The following is a 25,171-nucleotide window of genomic DNA, read 5'->3' as shown; positions in this document are numbered from 1 at the left end:
AAATGGACATTTTGCAGGTAATGATAAAAGCTGCAAAAAATGCTGGGGATATATTATTAATGAAAAAAAAGAATTTAAAAAATATTCGAACAAAAAAATCATCATCTGACTTAGTAAGCGAAGCTGATTTAGAATCTCAAAAACTTATAATAGATACAATAATGAATGAAATACCAGAAGCCATAATACTTGCAGAAGAAAATTGGAATGGCGATAAAAGAATACTTAAACATGGAAAAAAAGTATTTGTAATAGACCCTTTAGATGGAACATTAAATTATGTTCATGGAATGGATTTTTATTCAATATCAATCGCTATGATAGATGAAGGAAAAATAAATTATGGGGTAGTGTATTTGCCTGAAAATGATAAATTATATTATGCTGAAACAAGAAAAGGGGCTTATCTAAATGGTTTGAAGTTATATAGAAATGAAGAAAAAGATTTATCAGAATCAATTTTTGTTACTGGATGGCCATATGAACCTGAGTTATTCAAAAATGCATATGAGGCTATAGAAAAAGTTCATAAATATATTCACGAAGTAAGAATTTTAGGAAGTGCAGCTGGAGAATTATGTTTATTAGCTGAAGGAAAAATAGACGGTTACTGGGAATATGGATTAGGACCATGGGATTTAGCAGCAGGCGTATTAATTGCAGAAGAAGCTGGATTAGAGATATATGGAATATCCCAAAAAGATTTTGACCTTTCAAAAGGAGAAATAATAGCAACATTTAAAAATAATATAGACTCTGTATATAAAATATTAAAGGAGTGATTTTGTGGAAAAATTTGAAATGGAAACACTTGAAATAAAAGGCGAAAAAATAGAAACATGGAAATTTAAGATAAATACCGATAATAAAACATCAATTAAATTATTAAAAGAAATTGTGGATTACATAAACGGAACAAATATAAAACTAGTTATTGACCCAATAGATAAAATATTTGCATACATATATTTATATCCTCAGGAAATATTCACTCCGCCAGATAGAGATTTTTTCATTGAAAGAATAAACAAAATAGTAGAATTAATTTAAAAAGATAAAGCTCCAGTTTTACTGGAGCTTTTTAAGTAAAATTATTTTACTTTTCCAATTGGTGCTAAATAAACTACAAATTCTTCTTCACCATCAACACCAATTAAATTATCCATCTTTTCCTGATCATAAGCTGCAACTGCACAAGTCCCACAATTTATGGATTCTGCCGTTAAATAAAGGTTTTGACAAACATGCCCAGCATCAATAGCAATAGTCTTATGAGCTTCAAATGAGTATTTCCACTCTGTTCTGTAGGGAATAGCTGTCCAAACAAAAACTACAGCACTATTTCCAACAAATATTTGTCCTAATGTTGCTTCAATAACTTCTTTTGAAAAATCTCCTTTTTTTAATAATTGTAATTTATCGATAGTTGGTATATATCTATATAATCCTTTTTCAATACCTTCAACATTAAAAATCAACAAATATGTTTCTAAAGGATGAGTAGCACCAGCGGATGGAACTGTTCTGAAAATAACCTTATTTTTTACTATATTTCGTATCCCTTGAGTATAATATAATAAGTATGATAATTCTTCTAAAGACAATGGTATATCAGAAAAATTTCTTCTACTCATCCTATTATTAAGAACTTCTTTTAAATCAACATTACCTAAATTAATTTTTTCAATAGGGGTTAAATCAATAAATTCCCCATTTTCGTCAAAAGGTTTAATATATGGCGGAATAGGAATCCCTTTTTTTCTATCAGGAATCTCAACCTCTAAATCTTTCCAATTTGACTTTAAAACATCTCTTCCACATTTCTTCATTCTTTCACCTCCACATTTTGATTATAACATATTTAAATTGAAGGTGAAATTATTTTTTGCGATTATATTGAAATAAAAACCGTATATAAATATATGTTATAATAAATATAGAATATATATTAAATGTAAAATCAGCAAGAGCAAGAGAAATTCTTAAGAATTTAACTAAAAAAGATATTTTGGAAAAAAGAGGAAAAACAAAAGGCAGTTATTATATTTTAAAACTAAGAGATGAAGAATAAATTAAAGAATTATAAGAGGGCATGTAAAATAACTGTTAATTGTGGCTGTTTTTAGAACATAAAATTTATATAAATAATGATAAAAAAAGAAAAAGCTATTTTTTTATGTCTGGAGGCGATTAGATGAAAAAATTACCAATAGGAATACAAGATTATAAAGAAATAATTACAGAAAATTATACATATGTAGATAAAACAAAGTATATATATAAAATGCTAAACGAAGGAAAGTTTTATTTTTTATCCCGACCAAGAAGATTTGGAAAGAGCTTAACAATATCAACATTATATTATCTATTCAAAGGAGAAAAAGAATTATTTAAAGATACATACATATATGACAAATGGGAATTTAAAGAATATCCTATAATCAGGATAAACATATTAGATGTTGCAACAGATAATGAAGAAAGATTCAAAAAAAGTTTAACGAAAATAATAAAAGAAGAAGGTATGAGAAATAATATAGAAATAACAGAAGAAGATTATAAATTTGCATTTAATGAATTAATAATAAAATTAGGCCAAAAAGAAAAAGTAGTAATACTAGTAGATGAATATGAAAAGCCAATATTGGATAATATAAATAATAAAGAAAAAGCAGAAAGATATAGAGAAATATTAAGAGATTTTTATGTAACAATAAAATCAAAAGATGAATACATAAAATTTGTATTTATAACCGGGATTACGAAATTCACAAAAACAGGAGTATTTTCTGCATTAAATAATTTAAATGATATATCTCTTGATACAGATTATTCGCAAATGCTTGGATATACCCAAGAAGAAATAGAATATTACTTTGTTGAATATATAGAACAAACAGCAAAAAAGTTTAATATCACAAAGGAACAATTGCTAAAAGAAATGAAAAAATATTATAATGGATTCTCATTTGACGGAGAACATTATGTATATAATCCATTTTCAATATTAAAATTCTTTCAAAAAAAAGAATTTCAAAATTACTGGTTTGAAAGCGGATCGCCAAGCTTTTTGTATGAATATATAAAAGGGAAAAAAATAGAATATGATGACTTAGTAAAAAACACAGTAAGTGCAATGGATTTCTCAACAAGAGAAATAGAAGATGCCAATGCAAACATCTTTTTTACACAGGCTGGGTATTTAACATTTAAAGGAATAAAAAGATATGGATTAGTGAAAAAATATATACTTGACTATCCAAATCTGGAAGTAAAAAACTCATTCTCAAAACTAATATTAGAAGCGAACTATGGACTAAAAGAAGACGAATTAGAAATAGTAAATGAAATATACATAAAAATAGCAGAAAATGACATAAAAGGATTAATAGAAGAAATAAAAAAAATAATAAGTGCAATACCGTATAACTTACACAAAAAAGAAGAAAAGTATTATCACTCATTAATATTCACAATAATAGCATCAGCAGGAATAGATGTAAAAGCAGAAGAATTAACAAATTTAGGAAGAATAGATTTAGTATTAGAATATGAAGACAAAATATATATATTTGAAATAAAACTGGACAAAAGTGCAACTGATGCAATATCTCAAATAAAAGAAAAGAAGTATTATGAAAAATACATAGATAATGCAAATGAAATATATTTAATAGGAATTAACATCAATTCTGAAAAGAGAAATATTGATGATTATATTGTTGAAAAAGTTATATAAAATTAAAAATATAAATGTCGTTCCAATTATGGAATGACATTTATTATAATATTTTTGTTTTTATATTGATAAAATTTTTTTGACTTTTTAAAATAAAATGATATAATTTAAATGTAGTAAATGTTAAAATTTTATGTAAAATAGTATCGGTTAGATATTAAAAAATATAGTCTAAGTTTAAAATTGAAATACAAAAAACACTAATTAAAAAAAGAGGTGTTTCTTTTGAATGAGCAAATGATATTTGATAATAAAGTCAATAAAGTTGGAGAGGATTTGAAAAAGAATATAGAAAAAGGAGATAAAATAGATATAGCTGCATCTATTTTTTCAATTTATGGTTATGAAACATTAAAAAAGCAACTAAACAAAATAGATAGAATGAGATTTATATTTATAGATCCAACTTTTGTTGAAGAAGAGAACAATAAAAAAGAACATAGACAATTTAAATTAAATGCTATTGAAAGAAAATTAGCAATTGGTGGTTCTTATTTTGAAATAAATTTAAAAAATGAAATGAAAGGAAAAGCTTTAGCTAAAGAATGTAAGAATTGGATAAAGAAAAAAGTTAAATTTAAAAGCAATAGAAAAAAAGAAGTTATACAACCAAATTTCAATATATATAATCAAAATAAAAATATTCTTTATATTGGAATAAATGAATTTAGCAGTGCGGGTTTTGGATATAAAAATGATAATACGATTTTTGGATTTATAAATAAAATAACCAATAAAGAAATAACAAAAGAATATCTGAAAAAATTTGAAGAAATATGGAATGATGAAAAAATTTTAAAAGATATAACTAATGATGTGTTAGAATATTTGTCAAATTTATACAAAGAAAATTCACCAGAAAAAATATATCATTTTATTTTATATAATATTTTTAACGAATTCTTATTGGAAGTATCAGAAGATGAATTAGCTAATGAAAAAACGGGATTTAAAGATTCTATTATATGGAATATGCTATACGATTTTCAAAAAGATGCGGTTCTTGGTATTATAAACAAATTAGAAAGACATAATGGTTGTATATTGGCAGATAGTGTAGGTCTTGGTAAAACGTTTACTGCACTTGGAGTTATTAAATATTATCAGGAAAGAAATAAAAATATCCTGGTTTTATGTCCAAAAAAACTTGGTAATAATTGGCTTACCTTTACTGGAAATTATGAAGATAACCCATTGATAAAAGATAGATTTAATTATGATGTTCTTTATCACACAGACCTTTTAAGAGAAAGTGGATATTCGAATGGAAAAGATTTGTCAAGAATAAATTGGAGTAATTATGATTTAATTGTAATTGATGAATCGCATAATTTTAGAAATAATAATGCGAGAAAAGAGAAGAAAACTCGATATACAAAATTACTTGAAGATGTTATAAAAAAAGGAGTAAAAACAAAAGTTTTAATGCTTTCAGCGACACCCGTAAATAATAAATTTAACGACTTGAAAAATCAATTAGCTTTAGCTTATGAAGGAGAAACAAATAAAATAAATGAAAAGTTAGGTGTTGAAAAATCTATTGATACAATCCTTAGAAGAGCTCAACAGATATTTAACGAATGGAGTAAATTACCAATTGAAAAAAGAACAGGAAATAATCTTCTAAAAATGTTAAATTCTCATTTTGATTTTTTCAAATTATTAGATGAAGTAACAATTGCGAGGAGCAGAAAACACATAGAAAGATATTATGATGTAAAAAAACTTGGAAAATTCCCAAAAAGATTGAAACCAGTAAATGTAAGAAGTGAAATTACAAATCTTCCAGATTTTATGGGAATGAAAGAACTTTACAAAAGATTGAGTTATTTTAATTTGGCAATATATGCACCATCTATGTATATATTACCTACTAAAAAGGCTTATTATGAAAAAAAATACGATACAATAATCTCGAAAAACTTAAAGTTCAGGCAAGAAGAGCGTGAAATTAGTTTAAAAAAACTTGTAAGAATTATTTTTTTAAAACGTTTAGAAAGTTCTATAGATTCATTTAGAATTACATTAAAACGTTTTAGTGAAAATATAAAAAGCAAACTTGATTTAATTGAAGAATTTAAAACTGGGAAAAACAATGGAGAAATAGAAATTAAAGAAATAAAAGATACTGATTTTGAAGAAGATGAAGAATATTTAAATGAAGAATTTAATGTTGGTGGAAAAATAAAAATTAATTTAATTGATATAGATTTTGAAAAGTGGGAAGAAGATTTATTAAACGATTATAAAATAGCAACTGAAATTTTAAAAGAGTTAGAGAAGATAACTCCTGAATATGATTCAAAATTAAATGAACTGAAGAGAATAATAGATAATAAAATTGAAAATCCAATTAATCCAGATAATAAAAAGATATTAATTTTTACAGCATTTTCAGATACAGCTGAATATTTGTATGAACATATATCAAAATATGTAAAAGAAAAACATAATCTTGAAACTGCAAAAATAAGTGGAGATAATAAAAACAGAAGTACTTTACCTATAAGAAATGAATTCAACAATATCCTGATAAATTTTTCTCCAAAATCAAAGGGAAGAAGAGATAATACTAAACCCGAAATAGATATTTTAATTGCAACAGATTGTATAAGTGAAGGACAAAATCTTCAGGATTGTGATACTTTAATTAATTATGATATACATTGGAATCCAACTCGCATAATTCAAAGATTTGGACGTATAGATAGAATTGGATCTAAAAATGAATATATTCAGCTTATAAACTTCTGGCCACAAATATCTCTTGATGAATATATCAAATTGAAAAGCAGGGTTGAGGCAAGAATGTATATTGTAGATATGTCAGCCACAGGAGAAGAAAACATTCTTACAAATGAATCAGTGGATCTATCTTTTAGAAAAAAACAACTTGAAAGATTACAAAATGAAATTATAGATTTAGAAGAAATGAATTCTGGGATATCCATAACCGATCTTGGATTAAATGATTTCAGGATGGATTTAATCAATTATATAAAAAATAACAAATTGGAAGATTTACCAAAAGGTATTCATGCAGTATGTAAAAAAGATATTTCGAAAGGAATAGAAGAAGGTGTAATTTTTATATTAAAAAATATAAATACAGAAATAAATATAGATAAAATCAATCAATTACACCCATTTTATTTAGTATACATAAAAGAAAATGGAGAAGTATTGTCAAATCATTTGAACGTGAAAAAAACGCTTGATATTATAAGAGCTATATCAAAAGGATATGATGAGCCAATAAAAGAAGTTTATCAAATATTTAACGAAGAAACTAATGATGGAAAGAACATGGAAAAATACACAAATTTACTTAATAAATGTATAGAATCAATATTAAATGTAAAAGAAGAAAAGGAAGTAGATAGCTTATTTTCAGAAGGAGGAACAACAGCTCTTTTAAATAATATAAAGGGATTAGAAGATTTTGAGTTAATTGCATTTGTTGTCATAAAATAAAGGGATGTGAAAAAATGATATCCTTACCAGAAAATTGTAAAGTTGACAGATTTATACCCAAAAATAAATTTTATGAAAAATCAAATATAAATAATAAAATAAAAGCAGAGTTTATAGATAAAATAAAAAAAATAACCTGGAAATATAAATTATCAGAAGAAACTGTGGGGATAAAAAAAACTAAGGAAGTAGAAGAAATTCAAATATTTGAAATTGAACTAAAAATAGCAGAAATTCCCAAAAAAGCATTACAAATAATAGATAAATCAATACCCTACGTGATATTATATAACTTTATATATGAAAATAATTACTGTTATGCCATTGCACTAAAAAATAAAAAAAACATTGAAAAATACTATTTTTCAAATTGGAATGAAGATATAAATTTTGAATTTTATGGAATTGATTTAAAAAATTGCTATCAAAATATAATAAAAAAATTTATAAAAAGAAATATAAATCCATCTTTAGATTTTGAGAAGATAATTAAAATTGATAATGAACTGGAAAAACTTGAAAAAGAAATATCGATATTAGAAAAGAAAATGATTAATGAAAAGCAATTTAAAAGAAAAGCTGAAATACATAAAAAAATAAAAGAGATAAAAAATAAAATTGAAGAAATAAAAGCAAAATATTATAATAAATAATAGAAAAAATCATCAGGAGGTTTTAAAATGAAAAAACTTGATATGAAAACAAAAGATTTACAACAGGAAAATATAAAAAAATTGCAAGAAATTTTTCCAGACGTTATAACAGAAATAATGGATGAAAATGGAAATATAAGAAAAGGAATAGATTTTGATAAATTAAAACAGGTATTATCGGATTTTTTAGTTGAAGGTTCAAGAGAAAGATATGGCTTAAATTGGGTTGGCAAAAAAGAAGCTATATTAAATGCAAGTCTGCCAATAACAAAAACTTTAAGACCAAAAAAAGAAGAAAGTGTAAATTTTGAAAATACAAAAAATATTTACATAGAAGGGGATAATTTAGAAGCATTAAAAATAATACAGGAAAGTTATCTGGGGAAAATTAAAATGATATATATTGATCCTCCGTATAATACTGGAAAGGATTTTATTTATAAAGACAACTTCAAAAAAAGCAGGAAAGAATATGAAGAAGAAATTGGAGCTGTAGATGAAGAGGGAAATAAATTATTTAAAAATACAGAAAGCAACGGGCGATATCATTCAGATTGGTTAAGTATGATGTATCCAAGATTAAAAATTGCAAGAAATTTATTACGTGATGATGGAGTTATATTTATAAGTATTGATGATAATGAAGTGCATAATTTAAGACATGTTTGTGATGAAATTTTTGGGGAAGAGAATTTTGTAGGAGAGATAGTCTGGTTAAAGAAAAATGCACAAAACGATGCTGACAATATAGAAAAAAATCATGAATACATATTAGTATATAAGAAAACAAATGATGTTCTAATTTATAAAACGGAATATGAAATTAAGGAAGTTTTTAAAGATGAAAATGAACTATTTTATTATATTGGTGCTGGAATTACTACTGGCGGTGCTGGAGGATTATTAAATGCAAGACCTAATTTAGGATATTCAATTTATTTTAATGAGAAAAATGGAGATTTTTTTGCTATTGATGATTATGATAAAAAATTGGCAAAAGTAAGTAATGATGAAAAGAAAGTTTATAAAACAAGACAAGACCTAATAGAAAAAGGGTATATTGTAATTAGACCTCCCAAAAAGGGTGTTGGACTTGGGTGTTGGACTTGGGCGTTGGATAAATTTAATTTTGAAAAAAATAAGATTTTAATAAAAAAAACAAAAAATGGTTATTCTATTTTAAAAAAAGAATTCGTAAACGAAAAATTAATTTATAGTAAAGATGATAAATTCTATATAAAAATAATGAAAAAGAAGCCTTTTAAAAGTTTTATAGATAATATTGCCAGTTCATCTGGAATAAAAGAATTAAATCAATTGTTTAATAAGAAAATATTTGAAAACCCCAAAAATACTGCTATACTAAAAAAATATATAAAATCAATTGTTTCCACAAATGATTTAATCCTCGATTTCTTCTCCGGCTCTGCCACAACAGCACATGCAGTAATGGAATTAAATGCTGAAGATGGAGGAAACAGACAATTTATAATGGTTCAATTACCAGAACCAATTGATCCAGAAAAAAATAAAACAGCCTATGACTTTGTAAAAGATGAACTTGGGATTGAAACTCCAACTATTGCTGAAATAGGAAAAGAAAGAATTAGAAGAGCTGGAAAGAAAATAAAAAAAGACTATTTAGAAAAATATGAAAAAGAACTTGAAAAGCAAAAAAAGGAAATTGAAAAATTAAAAAACAAACTTTTTAGTGATGAAACTCAAACAAAGGTTGAAGAAATTGAAATTAAAATCAAAGAATTAGAAGAAAAAATAGAGCACATAAAAAACTTAGATATAGGTTTTAGAGTATATAAAGTAGATACTTCAAATATGAAAGAAATATATTATAATCCTTCTGAATTAACACAACAGCAATTAACATTATTCGAAACAAATATAAAAGAGGATAGAAATGATGAGGATTTATTAACTCAAGTAATACTTGATTTGGGATTAGAATTAAATTTAAAAATAGAAGAAAAAGAAATAAAGGAAAAGAAAATATTTTTTGTAGAAGATAATTTATTAGCAGCATATTTTGGTGAAAGTATCAATGAAGAAATAATAAATGAAATAATTAAACGCAATCCATTAAGGATTGTATTCAGAGAAACAGCATTTAAAAAAGATGCTAATCGTTTTAATATTGAAGAACAATTAAAAAAAGCATTGCCAAATATAAATGATAATGATATCGTTGTTCTATAGATGGTGATAAAAATGATTTTAGATGAAATAAGAAAAGGTGAAAACAAAAAACTTGAATTAAAGGAAAAAATTCCATCAAGTGAAACTATTGCTAAAACGGTTGTAGCTTTTAGTAATACGAGTGGGGGTAAATTAATAATTGGAGTTAAGGATAATAAAGAAATAATTGGAATTGAAGAAGATAAAATATTTGAATATGAAGAAAAAATTTCTTCAATTATAAATGATTTATGTTATCCGACAATTTTACCAGAAATTTATGCTCAAAATATTGAAGGAAAAGTTGTTTTGGTTATAGAAATTTTTCGTGGTTCATTACTTCCTTATTATCTTAAGAGTAAAGGGAAATTAAAAGGAACCTATGTAAGAATAGGTTCAACAAATAGGGTTGCAGATGAAGAAATGATAGTCGAACTTCAAAGACAGAGATTTAATAAAAGTTTTGATGAAGAAATAAATTTTGAAACTGATATTAAAGATATTGATTTAAATATAATTTATGATGAATTTAAAAAGATAGGTAAAAAATGTGATTACGATAAATTAAGAAATTTAAAACTTATAAAAAAAGTAAATGGTAAGGATTTGCCAACAAATGCCCTTTTAATTGCACTTGGTAAATTTGATAATACAATGATAAAATGTGCAAGATTTAAAGGCGTTACAAAAGAAATTTTTATAGATAAAAAAGAGTTTGATAAAAGTTTATTTTATAATCTAGAAAATTCAATTAAATTTTTACAGAATCATCTTAATTTAAATGCAGAAGTTAAGGGCTTGCAATTAAAAGAAGATCTTGAAATTCCAATTTTAGCTCTTAGAGAGGTTTTAATAAATGCAGTAATTCATAGAAATTATTTAAGAAATAGTGATATTAAAATTGCGGTTTATGATGATATTGTTGAAATTGCTTCACCTGGTGGGTTCCCAAATGGATTAACAATAGAAGAAGTTATGAATGGTAGAAGTGAAATAAGAAATAAAATTTTGGCAAATCTCTTTAGAGAATTAAAGTATGTAGAAACATGGGGTAGTGGCATTGAGAAAATTAAAAAGTTATGTAAAGAAAAGAATATTAAATTTGAAATAAAAGAGAGCGGTAATTTTGTGAATGTTGTTTTTCATAGGCCAAAATTTGAAGGAAACAAAAAAATATTAAGTAGTGTCGAAAAACCAGCGAAAAACCAGCGAAAAACCAGCGAAAAACCAGCGAAAAACCAGCGAAAAACCAGCGAAAAAATAGATTTAACAAACCAGGAAGAAAAAATTTATAATTTTGTGATTAAAAATAAGAAAATTAACTTGAAAATTGTAGAAAACATATTAAATGTAAAATCTGCAAGAGCAAGAGAAATTCTTAAAAATTTAACTAAAAAAGGTGTTTTGGAAAAAATAGGAAAGACAAAAGGTAGTTTTTATATTTTAAAAATTAAAAACAACGAAGAAAATGAAAAATCATAGTCATTATATTGTCTTATAGCGGAGGTATAGATAATGAAATTAAAATTTACTCATCTTGATTATCAAGAAAAAGCAGCTATGTCTGTTGTTAATTTATTTAAGGGACAGCCAAATAAATTAAATAAATCATTAGTGGATAGAATTTTAAAAAGCAATGAATTAATAAATCAAGTAAAAGAATGGGAAGATATATCAATTTTTTCAAATAATAAATTAGTGATAACCGAAGAAGAAATATTAAAAAATTTACAGGAAATTCAAAAAGAAAATGGATTAAGAGTTGATAAAACACTTAAAAAATTAGATGACATTTTAAATTTTAGTATAGAAATGGAAACAGGTACAGGTAAAACTTATGTTTACACAAAAACTATGTTTGAGCTAAATAAACATTATGGTTGGAATAAGTTTATTATTATGGTTCCCTCAATTGCCATAAGAGAAGGTGTATATAAATCATTAGAAATAACAAAAGATCATTTTTTTGAAGATTATAAAAAGAAAATAAGATTTTTTATATACGATACTAAAAATAAAAGTAATTTAATCAATATAAAGCATTTTGCAGACACTCCAGATATTGAAGTTATTATAATGAATCATCAGGCATTTAACATAAATAAAAATAGTTTAAATGCAAGAATAATATATCAAGAATTGGATAGTATTAATTCTCAAAAACCAATAGATTTAATAAAAAGAGCAAATCCTATTTTGATTATAGATGAGCCTCAAAAATTTGGAAATGCCGAGAAGAAATTTAAGGAATTTACTCCGCTTTTTATATTAAGATACTCTGCAACTCACAAAAAAGAATACAATAAAATTTATAAACTCGATGCTATTGATGCTTATAATGAAAAGCTTGTAAAAAAAATAGGAGTTATCGGTATAGAACAGGTTGGAACTACAGGAACTGATAGCTATATATATTTAGACAGAATAAATATAAGTAAAAAACATTATCCGGAAGCTTATATTGAAATTGAAACAAAAGGAAAAAGTGGAATAAAAAGAAAAGAAATAAAGGTAAAAAATGGGGATAATTTATATGAACTCAGCGGAGAATTAACACAGTATAAAGAAGGTTTTGTTGTAGAAACAATAGATGGATTGGAAAATAAAATAAGATTTTTAAATGGAATAGAACTAAAAACAGGAGATGTCTATGGTTCTGAAGCAAATGAAAATGCTATTAGAAGAGTGCAAATAAGAGAAACTATAAAAAGACATTTTGAAAAAGAAAAAGAATTATTTAAAAAAGGAATAAAAGTTTTAAGCTTATTTTTTATAGATGAAGTTTCAAAATACAGGAAATATGGTGATACAGGTAATGAATTAAAAGGAGAATATGCTTCTTTTTTTGAAGAAGAGTATGAAAAAATAAAAAATGAAATTTTAAAAGATGTATTTTTAGATGCAGAATATAGGCAATATTTAGAAACTCATGATGCAAAAAATGTTCATAATGGATATTTTTCAATTGATAAAAAAGGAAGATTTGTTGATTCGAAAGCTAAAGGAAAAGAAAAAGAAAGTGATGATATATCCGCTTATGATTTAATAATGAAAGATAAAGAAAGATTACTGTCTTTTGAAGAACCAACAAGGTTTATATTTTCACATTCTGCATTAAGAGAAGGTTGGGATAATCCTAATGTATTTCAAATATGTACTTTAAGGCATACCCATTCAGAAATAAGCAAAAGGCAGGAAATAGGTAGAGGTTTGAGAATTTGTGTTAATCAAAATGGGGAAAGAATGGATAGTAAAAAGTTAGAAGAAGAATTTTTTGATATAAATCATTTAACTATAATTGCAAATGAGTCATATGAAAATTTTGCTAAGCAATTACAAAACGAAATTTTGGAATCACTAAAAGATAGGATAACCTCTTTACCATTAGAAGTTTTTGAAAAGAGAGAATTTATAAATGAAGATGGGAGAAAAGTAAAACTCAAAAAACAAGATGCATCATTATTATATGCAGACTTAGTAAACAATGGTTATCTAAATGACAAAGATGAAATAACTGATAAATTTATCGAGGATTTTGAAAATGGGAAATTTAATCTTTCTGAGAAATTTAAGGATATAAAAAAAGATATCGCTAAATTTATGAAGAAAGTTTATGAAGATAGAACATTCAAAATTACTGAAAATGAAAAAGAAAAAAATATTAAAATAGAAAATTTTGAACCAGACAAAGAAAAATTTGAAAAATTTAAAGAGTTATGGAATTTAATAAATAAAAAGACTATTTATGAAGTTGACTTTAACACTGATGAATTAATACAAAAGAGCATTGAATCAATAAATAAAAATTTAAAAATAACTCCTATAAAAGTAAAAATTGTTGAAGGGGAACAAATTGATAAATTTGAAAAGTATGACTTAGAAAAAGGTGAAACTTTAAAAACAGAAAAAGTTAAATATGAAAATTTAGCAGTTGATTATGGTGAAATTAAGTATGATTTAATTGGTGAAATTTCAAAAAATACAAAATTACTCAGGAAAACCATAATAAAAATTTTACAAGGAATAAGCAGAGAAAAATTTGATATGTTTAAGTTAAATCCTGAAGAGTTTATATTAAAAGTTTCTAATTTGATAAATAATGAAATAGGTACAACATTAATTGAAAATATAAAATACAATTTGACAGAAGAAACTTATGATAATAGTATTTTTACTATAAAAAAATTTGAGGGGAAATTGGATGAAAATGTAATAAAAGTGGAAAAGCATATATATAATTATTTGAAATTTGATTCAAGAATAGAGAGAAAATTTGCTGAAAGTGGCCTTGAAATTGGAACGGAAATAAAAGTATATGCAAAATTACCAAGTGATTTTAAAATAGAAACACCTGTTGGAAATTATAATCCTGACTGGGCAATAGTTATACAAAACGGTGATGAAAAAAATATATATTTTATTGCTGAAACTAAGGGTAGTTTGGATAGTATGGAGATTAGAGAAAAAGAAAGGTTAAAAATAGAATATGCAAAAAAGCATTTTGAAGTTTTAAATAGTATTTTTGAGGATAAGAAAATCAAGTATGATGTAGTAGATAATTACGATGCCTTAATGAAAATTGTTAAATAAAAAGAATGTTGTTTTACAATATACAAAAAAGAAATTTTGGAAAAGAGCAGTATTGCATCAGTTCCTAAAGAAGTGTGTTAATGTATTACTGGTGTATGAATACGAAAAAAAGTAGAAGTATAATTAGAATGGATGTATATATGTATACGGAGGCGATTAGATGAAAAAATTACCAATAGGAATACAGAATTACAAATGATGGAGAACATTACGTATATAATCCCTTTTCAGTATTGAAATTTTTTGATGAGAAAAGATTTAAAAATTATTGGTTTGAAAGCGGATCTCCATCATTCTTATACAATTACATAAAAGGAAAAAAAATAGAATATGAGGAACTCGTAAAAACGACAGTAAATGCAATGGATTTCTCAACAAGAGAAATAGAAGATGCCAATGCGAATATATTTTTTGCACAGGCTGGGTATTTAACATTTAAGGGAATAGAAAAGATAGGATTTGAAAATGAAATATATTTAATAGGAGTAAATATCAATTCTGAAAAGAGAAATATTGATGATTATATTGTTGAAAAAGTTATATAAAATTAAAAATATAAATGTCGTTCCAATTATGGAATGACATTTATTCTAATATTTTTGTTTTTATTATGATATAATAAAAGTATTAGATACTTTTTCAGAAGGAGATGATTTTGTGAGTAAAGTAGATAAAATATATTTTGCAGCTGGATGTTTTTGGGGAGTTGAACATTTATTCAAAAAATTAAATGGAGTTTTAGAAACCAATGTTGGATATATGGGTGGAAATTATGAAAATCCAACATATGAAGATGTTTGTACAGGCAGAACTGGACATGCTGAAACAGTCGAAATAATCTTTGATAAAGATTTAATCTCAGAAAAGGATTTAATTAAGTATTTTTTTGAAATTCATGATTTCACAGAATATAATAGGCAAGGTCCTGATATTGGAACTCAATATAGAAGTGTTATATTTTATACAAATGAAAAGCAGAAAAAAATAGCAGAAGAATTAAAAAAAACTTTGTCGGAAAAATTTACTGTTGCAACGTCAATTGAACCAGCAAAAGAATTTTATTTAGCGGAAGATTATCATCAGGATTATTATGATAAAACCGGAAAACAACCTTACTGCCATTATAAGAGAGAAGTTTGGATAAATTTTAAATTATAAATAAAAGCAATTTCACTTAAAATGTAAAATAGCCGTTTGGCTATTTTACATTTTCTAATTCTAATATTTCTGAAATATCTTCAACGATTTTATCTATATATTCCGGATTTTCGACGATATCAATCGTATCACCATCAACAACATATATTTTTGACTGATTATAATTATTTATCCATTCCATATAAAGGTCATCAAGCTGTTTCCAGTATTCTATAGGTACTTGCATTTCCATTTCGCGCCCTCTTTTTTTTATTCTTTTAACAACAGTATCTACGCTTGTTTTTATATATATTAATAAATCAGGCTTTTTTAAAAATTCAAGCATTGTATAAAAAATCTGTCTATATGTTTGATATTCTCTTTCGCTCATTTTTCCATTGTTATATAAATTTTTTGCAAAAATCTCAGCATCTTCATATATGGATCTATCTAATATAGCATTATCTTTAGAATCTATTATTTGTTTTATACTATTAAACCTGTGAAATAAAAAAAATGTTTGTAGGTGATAAGACCATTTTTTTTGATCCTGATAAAAATCTTCCAAAAAAGGATTATCATTTACAGATTCATAATAGGGTGTGAATCCTAATCTTTCTGATAATACTCTGGTAAAAGTTGATTTGCCCGCTCCTACATTTCCTGCTAAAACTATCATTTTACCCATAATTTCCCCTCCAGATATTCAATTATTCTTTCTAATAAATGTTTTAATTGTTTTTCATCAAATACATTAAATGTATTTCCATTAATATATAAAAAATCTTTCTCATTTGAAAAATAATTTTTGTAGCCATTATCCACTAATTCAAGATATTCTCTTGCAATGACTTTTTCCATATCCCTATTTCTTCTTTTTATACGTTCCACAATAGTATCGACATCAGTATCAATATATATTAAAACTTCTGGTTTTCTGATATCTTGAGTAAGAATCTCATAAATTTTAAAAAATTTTTCCTTTTCTTTTTTATTCGTTATAGTGATATCAGCAAATATCTTATTTTTCAACATATCATAATCAGAGATCACAAGATTAGAATAATTATTTTTTTGATATTGTTTGTATCTTGATACTAAAAAAAACATTTCTGTTTGAAAACCAACATCCTCGTTTTTATATAATAGCGGTAAATAAGGATTATTTTCAAATTCTTCTAAAATTAATTCATCAGCATTGAGTTTGTAAAATAAAGCATTAGCTAGAGTAGTTTTTCCACTTCCAATATTTCCTTCAATATTTATTCTTACAGATTTTCCTTTAAAATATTCTGCTATTTTTTTCATTTTTTCCCCCTATTTGTGATATGATATTAGTAGTACCATTATATATGAAAATTATTTAATCTTTTTATATTTTTCTTTAAAATTACCACATATAGTAGTTATTTAAATCACAAACACTATTAATAGTGAGGTGTAATATGATATTTGCAAAAAACTATAGTAATAATCCAATAATATTAAAAGAAACTAATGATTTAACGTTATTAAAATCAAATTATCCTTGCAAATATTCAGAATCTTCTAAAATATTTGTGTATACTTACAATGCACAATCTGATAGAACACTTCTTTTTATTCATGGTTTGGGTACAAAAAATTTAAAATATTTAAAATGGTTTCCAGAAAACTTTGCAAAAAATGGTTATAATAGTGCACTAATGATTTTACCTTATCATTTTGACAGAACCCCATCAGGTTATAAAAGTGGAGAAATGTTTTTATCAACAACGAATAATTATGTTTTAAGAGCTCGATTTGAACATTCTGTAGTAGATATACTTACAACACTAAATTATTTAAAAGAAAAGTTTAATAGCGAATTATATTTAATGGGATTTAGTTTTGGAGGGATGGTCTCAACAATAGCCTCATCATTAAGACAAGATATAAAAGGATTATCTCTGGCAGTTACAGGAGGAAATTTTTATCATATTACATGGAAAAGTTTTGTAACTGGTGTATTGAGAGTTCAATATGAAGAAAATAAAGAATGTAATCCCGAGAAGTGTAGGTTATATCATCAAAATGATTATCCAATTTATTTAAAAAAATTGGATAATCCTGAAGTGGATTTAGATAAGGCACCAATTGCATGTTTTGAATATGATCCTTTAACTTTTGCAAAATTTGTTAAGGCACCAACAATCATGTTCAAAGCTTTGTTTGATATATTTATTCCTAAAAATTCCACAATGGATTTATATAATGCAATTAATGTTAGAAAGAAATTATATTCTATTCCAAGTGGTCATTTGACTTCTTATTTATTTAAAAGGTATATATTGAGAAAAACTTTAGACTTTTTCAAGAGGTGATTATATGAAAGTATATTTAAAAAAATGTGTTAGTTATGATAATGCAGAAGATGTATTAATTCCTATTTTAAAAAAGTATGAAGATAGATTTAGTGAGGGTGATAAAGTTTTAGTTAAACCAAATTTGTTATCTCCCAAAAGTGTTGAAAGTGGTATAACAACTCATCCCAAAATAGTCGAGGTTATATTAAAATTTTTAATTGATATTGGAACAAAACCTTATTTGGGAGATAGCCCTGCAACTGGAACTGCTCTGGAAGCTGTTAAAGCAAATGGAATATATGACGTTTGTAAAAAATTAGATGTTCCTATTGTGGAATTGGATAGTCCAGTAGAAATTGATGGCGAAAATTTTAAAGGAATTATGATATCTAAAAAAGTTTTGGAAGCAGATAAGATTGTAAATATAGCAAAATTAAAAACGCATGTACAAATGATTATGACTTTAGCAGTGAAAAATACATTTGGTTGTGTTGTTGGAAAAGAAAAATCCGCATGGCATTTTAGAGCTAAAACAAATACTAATTTTGCTAATGTTATAATAGATATACATAATATAGTAAAACCCACATTGAATATTCTGGATGGTATATTAGGAATGGAAGGTAATGGCCCAGCAAATGGTGTTCAAAAATATTTTAATGTTTTAGGTGTTTCGGAGAATGCTTATGCTCTTGATCATGCTATTATTAAATCTTTAAATATAAAAGAAAAGTATGTATATATTATAAAAGAAGCCATGAAGAGAGGTTTGATCCCTCATTACGAGATAGAATCAAATTGGGAAGGAGAACGAATAAAATTACCTTTGACAGCACCAATTTTTGAAACTGTAACCAATTTAGTAAGAATTTTCGAAAGAGTTCCTAAAATAAATAAAAATAAATGTGTAGAATGTAAATTATGTGAAACTAGATGTCCTGCAGAAGCAATTGATATTGACAATGATAAATTTATTGATTATTCAAAGTGTATCAGATGCTATGTTTGTCATGAGGTGTGTCCTCAGGACGCAATAAAATTAATAAGAAAATTAAAATAAAAAACAATGAGTCAATTAAATTGACTCATTGTTTTCATTAAGAGTTTTAAGCTTATTCAATCTAACAGGATTTAAATAATTTAAGCAACAGCCGCTTCCAAACATTTTAACTTTCAAATTTATGCTATTTTCATATTCAATAATTTCTTCATATTTACTACACTTATTATCTTCTGTTAAATATTCACATTGGTTTTTTTCTTCATTCCATTTTCCATAATAACATGGTGTATGCTTACAGCAGTATCCACATTGAACACATACAGGACATTGCTGTTCTATTTTATTCATTTTTTCAAATAATTCATCAAACTCTTCTATTCCATCTAAATCATCAAAATCATCAAAAAACATAAAAACCTCCAAATTATATGGTTGAATGGGTTATTTGATCGAGTTGTGGAACTCTTTTATATAACATTGATATAATCATTGGATATAAAAAGAATTTTATAGCTAAAGATGCAATTCTTGGAGGTATTAATACAGCATACGGAACTCCCCAAAGGGAATGAATAAGGTATGGTGTTATTGAAATTCCAACTATTCCTCCAGCTAAATATGATATAGCAAAATTCCAGAATTTCACTTCTTTTTTAAACAAATAATAGAAAACTAAACCAGGTAAAAGCCCATATAATCCTGAAGTTATAGTAAAATAAGGAACATATGGACCCATTGGATTTATCCAATAGCCAAAAAAGTCCGCAAGAGCTCCAACTAAAAAACCGTACCCCGGTCCAAGCGTAAAGGCTGAGATCATAATTGGCAAAGTTCCAAAACCAATTCTTATACTTTCTACGCCAAATAAACTAAATCTAAAAGATAATAGTCTTGTTAAAATAATACTTAAAACTATAAACAAAGAACTTAAAACAAGCCTCTTAGTTTTTGTCAAGATAATAACCTCCTCTTCCAAGAGAATAACACAACTTAAAATGATTATATCAAAGTTTTTTTAATTTTTCAACTATTATATATTAGTTTTTCTTTTATAAAATATTGGATAGGATATACCAAGAATTATTGAAAATATACTTATACTTAAAAGTACAAAACCAACATTGTTTCCAAAAATTGCAGAATATCCGCTTGAAATAAAATTACCTATTGACCAGGCAAATCCCATTGAGACAGATGAAGCAAAACTTTTATTTTTAGGCATTAAAATTTGTGCTTCAACCAAATTAGCAGACATTGTCAAAAAACCAAAAGCATCAAAAGCAGAAAAATAAACAATTCTTAATATTTCAGTGTTCATAAGAACCATAAGTATCCCCGAAATTCCCATACCTAAAAAACCAATAAGATTAATAAATTTTATTCCAAATTTATCTCTTAAATAAGTCCCATAATAATTTGTAAACATACCAATAATCATACCAATAGTTAATGTTGCACCACCAATTATTAATCCTGACCCTTTTTGATTAAGATAAATCGGAACAAAAGTATGAAAAATATTCATAATAAATCCCCTTAAAGCAACCATCAAAAATACAGGTATTAATACTAATGCGTCTTTCAAAGCAGGGAACCTTTTTTCTGCAATTTCTAATTTTTCATATTTCCATAATTTTTTATAAAAGAATATCAATAATATTCCACTAATAATACCAACATAATATAATTTGTCTATTCCAAATATTTTAACATAAGTAGTAATAAAAACAGGTCCTAAAGCTGCTCCAAATGTTCCAAAAACAGAAAACCAAGCTACATGTGTTCCTTTATTTTGCCTCCCAGCAAAACTTGCACCAACCGGATGAAAAGCAGAATTAAATAATCTAATAAAGAAAATTAAAATCAATAATACATAAAAGCTATTTACAAACCCAATTAAAGAAATTAACAAAATTTCTATAAATAATAGGAGTACAACAAAAACTCCATCTCTTTTTCTTCTATCAAAATATAAACCAAAAAAAATTTGTAAAATTGAAGAAAATGCACCAATTAGTGTAATTAATGTTGTAAAAGTCCTACTATCAATATTAAATTTATTAATAAAATAAGGCCCTAAAGGTTTAAAAAAAGAATTAAAAAAATCAGCAAAAAAATGAGCAAGAGAGATTGTAAAAGTCATATTCCTCCTCCTTATTGTTAGTATTCCGAACAAATTATATCATAAAAATTTCATAATATCTATTTTTGATATTTACAGTTTTATTAAGATAAATGTAAAAAAAGGCCAATCAAATTCGATTGGCCTTTAACATTAAAAATAACATTAAAAAACTATTCTTTTTCATATGGAATACCATCTGCTGCTGGAGGTCTTGTTTTACCAACAAATCCACTAACAACAATTATAGTAATCACAAATGGTAATAAGTTTAACAATGCTTTCATTTCAGGTGGTATGTCAAGTATCGATTGTAATTGGATATTTAAAGCATCTGATGCACCAAACAGCAATGCAGCCCACATTGTTCCAACTGGATTCCAGTTACCAAGAATCATAGCAGCCAAAGCTATAAATCCTTTACCACTTGGCATATTTTCCTGGAATTGTCCTAATTCTCCTATACTCAAATATGCACCTGCAAATGCTGCTAAAACACCACTCATCAATACACCAAAATATCTAATAGCAAAAACATTTACACCAAGTGTATCTGCAGATTTTGGATTTTCCCCAACTGCACGCATTCTTAATCCTAAAGGTGTCTTATATATTAAAAACCAGCTCAAAGCAACTGCTATAAAAGCTAAATATACAAATATGCTCATTTCATCGAAAATTTGTCCGAAAAAAGGAACATCCTGAATAGCTGGTATTTTTATTTTAGGAATTTTTGCAACAAAATCAGTTTGCCCTGAATGGCCAAATATTGGTTCCATTAAAAATGCTGATAATCCTCCTGCAATAAGTATCAAAGCAGTTGCACTAACTATTTGATCCGCACTCCATCTAATTGAAACGTAAGCATGCATCCAGGCTAACATTACACCAGAAATTATAGCTCCCAACAATCCTAGCCATGGATCACCAGTATAAAATGTAAAAACAACTGCTGTAAAAGCTCCTATTTTCATTATACCTTCCAATGCAATATTTGTAACACCAGTAATTTCACTGTAAACTCCACCCAATCCTGCAAATATTAAAGGAGTCGCACTCATTAACATCAATTTATAAAAAATAGGTGTTGATAAACTATAGATTATAGCTTGAAAAACATTCACTTTGATTCACCACCTTTAGGAGATGCAAATTTCATTATCAGAGTTCTAACAATTCTATCAGCAGCAACAAGGAATATAATTATACCCTGAATTATAGTAACTATATCATCTGGAACTTTTGCAAATTGCATTGCGTTAGAACCTGTCCTTAATGAAGAAATTAAGAATGCTGCGAATATAATTCCAATAGGATTGTTTTGTCCTATTAATGCAATTGAAATTCCGTCAAACCCTTTACCTCCACTAAAATCTCCAAAAATTCTATGATGTATTGCCATAACTTCAAGAGAACCTGCTAAACCTGCTAAAGCTCCACTAATAGCCATAGTCAAAACTATATTTTTACTTAAAGATATAGCTCCAGCTTCAGCTGCATAAGGATTAAAACCAACAGCTTTTACCTCATAACCTGTTGTTGTTTTTTCTAATAAGATATAAACTAATATTGCCGCTATAATAGAAACAATAATTCCTGAAGGTAAAGTATTTGCCTGAACTGTCATTAATGGTGGAAGTTGTGCACTTTGAGCAATTTCTGGTGATTTTGGAACTCCTTGACCAACTGCCAATGGTCCTACAACAAAATAATTTGTTAAATAAACAGCTATCCAGTTGAGCATTATAGTTGTAATAACTTCATGTGCTCCTGTAGCTGCTTTCAAATAACCAGCAATTGAAGCCCAAAATGCTCCCCCCAATATACCAGCTAACATAGTAATCGGAATTGCAAAAACTGGAGAAACATTACCAAGATTTATACCCACAAATGTGGCAAATATTGCCCCCATCATCAATTGTCCTTCTGCACCAATATTAAATATACCGGCCCTGAAACCAAAGCCAACCGCTAATCCTGTTAATACAAGCGACATCATTTTAGAAATATTTGCAGCCCATGCAGCCTTTCCTCCAAAAGCTCCCTGCAACATAACCCAATAAGCGCTTAAAGGATTTTTACCTATTAATAAAATTACGATTGCTGCTATAAATAAGGCTATTATTACAGATGTTATTGGAACTAAAATACTCATTGTTTTCTTTGAGAGTTTAATTTTCAATTGAATCCCCTCCATGTGCCAGCTTTTCTTCAATTTTTATATCTTCAATTTTATGTCCTGCCATCATTAAACCGAGTTCTTCTATTGTTACTTCATTTGGTTTAACTTCTCCCATTATTTCTCCTTCATACATTACTATTATTCTATCTGATAAAGATAATACTTCTTCAAGTTCCATAGAAACTAATAGTATAGCTACATCTTTTTCTCTTAAATTTAATATTTCTTTATGAACATATTCAATGGCACCAACATCAAGACCTCTTGTAGGCTGAGCAATAACAATAAATTCCGGATTAAAACTAACTTCCCTTGCAATAACAACCTTTTGTTGATTACCTCCTGATAAATTCCCCGTTGGTATTGTTCCATCAGGTGGTCTAACATCAAACCTTTTTATTAAAATTTCCGCATTTTTATTTATTATATCGTGATTCAAAAAGCCATTTTTTGCGAAAGGTTCTTCATAATGCTTTCCTAAAATTAAATTATAATAGTTTGGAAATTCTTTTACCATAGCATATTTGTATCTATCTTCAGGAATATGACCTATGTTTCTTTCTCTTAATTCTCTAACAGTTTTTTTAGAAACATCTTCACCTTTATACAAATATTTTCCTTTTTCTATTTTTCTTAAACCTGTTAATGCCTCAACTAATTCTGTTTGCCCATTACCAGCAACACCTGCAACTCCTAACACTTCACCTTTTCTTATTTTAAAACTTATACCTCTAACTGCTTCTAAATTTCTGTTATCTTTTACCCATAAGTTTTCAACTTCAACAGCAACTTCACCAGGTTCTTTTTCTTGCTTTTCTATTCTCAACACAACTTCTCTACCAACCATCATATTGGCAAGCTCTCTGGCATTTGTATCTTTTGCAGCAACGTTACCTGTTACTTTACCTAATCGCATAACGGTTATATTGTCACTTATTTCCATAACTTCGTGTAATTTATGTGATATAAATATAATGGTTTTTCCATCTTCTTTTAATTTTCTTATTATTCCAAATAATTCCTCTGTTTCCTGTGGAGTTAATACAGCTGTAGGTTCATCTAAAATAAGTATTTCAGCACCTCTATATATTGTTTTTAATATTTCTACCCTTTGCTGCATACCAACCGGTATATCCTCTATTTTTGCATCAACATCTACAAACAAACCATATTTTTCAGAAAGCTCTTTAACTTCTTTTCTTGCCTTTTTTAAATCAAAAATCATTCCACTTTTAGGTTCAGAACCTAAAACAATATTTTCAGCAACTGTCAAGGTATCGACTAACATAAAATGCTGATGCACCATACCAATACCTGACCTTATAGCATCACCTGGACCTTTAAAAACTTTCTTTTCACCAAGAATGTAAATATCTCCGGATGTTGGTGTGTATAATCCATACAATTGATTCATTAAAGTTGATTTACCAGCACCATTTTCTCCGATAATTGAGTGAACTTCTCCCTTTTTAACAAGAAAATTAACATGATCATTTGCCAGAACTTTCGGGAAACGCTTTACTATATCTTTCATAATTACCGCATATTCCCTTTTATCTATAGAAGATAAATCTATACTCAACTTTTACACCTCCTAACATTTTCGTTTTCGCAAAGCGAAAAGAGATAACGTTTTTATTAATTTATTTTCATATAATTAATTTAATGAATTATCCTTATAAACATATTTATTTCTCTGTTTTTTTGATCCTACTAATATTAATTTTTGACATTTCATTAATAATTTGTAAATATCG

20 protein-coding genes and 1 pseudogene are annotated in these 25,171 nt (G+C 26.4%); 12 read left to right on the top strand and 9 right to left on the bottom strand.

The window, feature by feature from the left end:
• Positions 1–2: 2 nt before the first annotated feature.
• The gene (locus X274_RS00105; RefSeq protein ID WP_052913088.1) at positions 3–782 is read left to right on the top strand and encodes an inositol monophosphatase family protein; all 780 of its coding nucleotides are present in this window, start codon (positions 3–5) and stop codon (positions 780–782) included.
• Positions 783–786: 4 nt separating this feature from the next.
• A complete protein-coding gene (locus tag X274_RS00100; RefSeq protein WP_047264764.1) occupies positions 787–1,050 on the top strand; it encodes a hypothetical protein in 264 nt (87 codons plus the stop codon).
• 41 nt (positions 1,051–1,091) lie between these two features.
• On the opposite strand, the gene X274_RS00095 is transcribed toward X274_RS00100, so the two are convergent.
• Positions 1,092–1,829, bottom strand: coding sequence for a SagB/ThcOx family dehydrogenase (locus X274_RS00095; protein WP_047264763.1), 738 nt, complete (start codon positions 1,827–1,829; stop codon positions 1,092–1,094).
• 365 nt (positions 1,830–2,194) lie between these two features.
• On the opposite strand from X274_RS00095, the gene X274_RS00090 reads away from it, so the two are divergent.
• The 8 genes and pseudogenes from X274_RS00090 to msrA all read left to right on the top strand — a co-directional run bounded on the left by X274_RS00090 (position 2,195) and on the right by msrA (position 15,804).
• Positions 2,195–3,739 carry an ATP-binding protein gene (locus tag X274_RS00090; protein ID WP_047264762.1) on the top strand — a complete coding sequence of 515 codons (1,545 nt, stop codon included), beginning with the start codon at positions 2,195–2,197 and terminating at the stop codon, positions 3,737–3,739.
• A 225-nt stretch (positions 3,740–3,964) separates the two neighbouring features.
• Positions 3,965–7,213, top strand: coding sequence for a helicase-related protein (locus X274_RS00085; RefSeq protein ID WP_197073292.1), 3,249 nt, complete (start codon positions 3,965–3,967; stop codon positions 7,211–7,213).
• Positions 7,214–7,227: 14 nt separating this feature from the next.
• Positions 7,228–7,866 (top strand): DUF4391 domain-containing protein, encoded by a 639-nt coding sequence (locus X274_RS00080; RefSeq protein WP_047264761.1) that lies wholly within the window; start codon positions 7,228–7,230, stop codon positions 7,864–7,866.
• A 27-nt stretch (positions 7,867–7,893) separates the two neighbouring features.
• The gene (locus X274_RS00075; protein WP_047264760.1) at positions 7,894–10,077 is read left to right on the top strand and encodes a site-specific DNA-methyltransferase; all 2,184 of its coding nucleotides are present in this window, start codon (positions 7,894–7,896) and stop codon (positions 10,075–10,077) included.
• A gap of 12 nt (positions 10,078–10,089) precedes the next feature.
• On the top strand, positions 10,090–11,538 hold the full coding sequence (locus X274_RS00070) for an RNA-binding domain-containing protein (protein WP_047264759.1): 1,449 nt from the start codon (positions 10,090–10,092) through the stop codon (positions 11,536–11,538).
• Between the two features lie 33 nt (positions 11,539–11,571).
• Complete coding sequence (locus tag X274_RS00065) at positions 11,572–14,646, top strand: restriction endonuclease (protein WP_047264758.1); 3,075 nt, start codon at positions 11,572–11,574, stop codon at positions 14,644–14,646.
• Positions 14,647–14,843: 197 nt separating this feature from the next.
• Positions 14,844–15,125, top strand: a pseudogene (locus X274_RS00060) (ATP-binding protein); the annotation flags it as partial.
• A 178-nt stretch (positions 15,126–15,303) separates the two neighbouring features.
• Complete coding sequence (msrA, locus tag X274_RS00055) at positions 15,304–15,804, top strand: peptide-methionine (S)-S-oxide reductase MsrA (RefSeq protein WP_047264756.1); 501 nt, start codon at positions 15,304–15,306, stop codon at positions 15,802–15,804.
• Positions 15,805–15,844: 40 nt separating this feature from the next.
• Here msrA and X274_RS00050 read toward each other — a convergent pair whose 3' ends face one another.
• Together X274_RS00050 and X274_RS00045 are read right to left on the bottom strand one after the other, a co-directional pair.
• The gene (locus X274_RS00050; protein ID WP_047264755.1) at positions 15,845–16,471 is read right to left on the bottom strand and encodes a deoxynucleoside kinase; all 627 of its coding nucleotides are present in this window, start codon (positions 16,469–16,471) and stop codon (positions 15,845–15,847) included.
• Positions 16,459–17,091, bottom strand: a complete 633-nt coding sequence (locus tag X274_RS00045) for a deoxynucleoside kinase (RefSeq protein WP_047264754.1) — start codon at positions 17,089–17,091, stop codon at positions 16,459–16,461. Before X274_RS00045 ends, X274_RS00050 begins: the two co-directional genes overlap by 13 nt.
• Before the next feature lie 137 nt (positions 17,092–17,228).
• On the opposite strand from X274_RS00045, the gene X274_RS00040 reads away from it, so the two are divergent.
• Entirely contained in the window at positions 17,229–18,125 is an 897-nt protein-coding gene (locus tag X274_RS00040; protein WP_047264753.1) for an alpha/beta hydrolase, read from the top strand.
• 4 nt (positions 18,126–18,129) lie between these two features.
• A complete protein-coding gene (locus X274_RS00035) occupies positions 18,130–19,167 on the top strand; it encodes a DUF362 domain-containing protein (RefSeq protein ID WP_084822569.1) in 1,038 nt (345 codons plus the stop codon).
• Between the two features lie 15 nt (positions 19,168–19,182).
• Here X274_RS00035 and X274_RS00030 read toward each other — a convergent pair whose 3' ends face one another.
• The 6 genes from X274_RS00030 to X274_RS00005 all read right to left on the bottom strand — a co-directional run bounded on the left by X274_RS00030 (position 19,183) and on the right by X274_RS00005 (position 24,948).
• The gene (locus X274_RS00030) at positions 19,183–19,521 is read right to left on the bottom strand and encodes a hypothetical protein (protein ID WP_047264752.1); all 339 of its coding nucleotides are present in this window, start codon (positions 19,519–19,521) and stop codon (positions 19,183–19,185) included.
• Between the two features lie 13 nt (positions 19,522–19,534).
• Positions 19,535–20,065 carry a folate family ECF transporter S component gene (locus X274_RS00025; RefSeq protein WP_047264751.1) on the bottom strand — a complete coding sequence of 177 codons (531 nt, stop codon included), beginning with the start codon at positions 20,063–20,065 and terminating at the stop codon, positions 19,535–19,537.
• A gap of 75 nt (positions 20,066–20,140) precedes the next feature.
• Positions 20,141–21,253 carry an MFS transporter gene (locus X274_RS00020; RefSeq protein WP_047264750.1) on the bottom strand — a complete coding sequence of 371 codons (1,113 nt, stop codon included), beginning with the start codon at positions 21,251–21,253 and terminating at the stop codon, positions 20,141–20,143.
• A gap of 152 nt (positions 21,254–21,405) precedes the next feature.
• Positions 21,406–22,356: an ABC transporter permease gene (locus X274_RS00015; RefSeq protein ID WP_047264749.1), complete on the bottom strand. Its 951-nt coding sequence runs from the start codon at positions 22,354–22,356 to the stop codon at positions 21,406–21,408.
• Entirely contained in the window at positions 22,353–23,429 is a 1,077-nt protein-coding gene (locus X274_RS00010) for an ABC transporter permease (protein WP_047264748.1), read from the bottom strand. Before X274_RS00010 ends, X274_RS00015 begins: the two co-directional genes overlap by 4 nt.
• Entirely contained in the window at positions 23,404–24,948 is a 1,545-nt protein-coding gene (locus X274_RS00005; RefSeq protein ID WP_047264955.1) for an ABC transporter ATP-binding protein, read from the bottom strand. The genes X274_RS00010 and X274_RS00005 overlap by 26 nt, the downstream gene beginning before the upstream one ends.
• Positions 24,949–25,171 lie beyond the last annotated feature (223 nt).

The sequence above is a fragment of the Marinitoga sp. 1155 genome (genome assembly GCF_001021175.1).
Taxonomy (GTDB): domain Bacteria; phylum Thermotogota; class Thermotogae; order Petrotogales; family Petrotogaceae; genus Marinitoga.
Note: the sequence above shows the minus strand (reverse complement) of the source record. Positions and strands in the feature narration are given on the sequence as shown.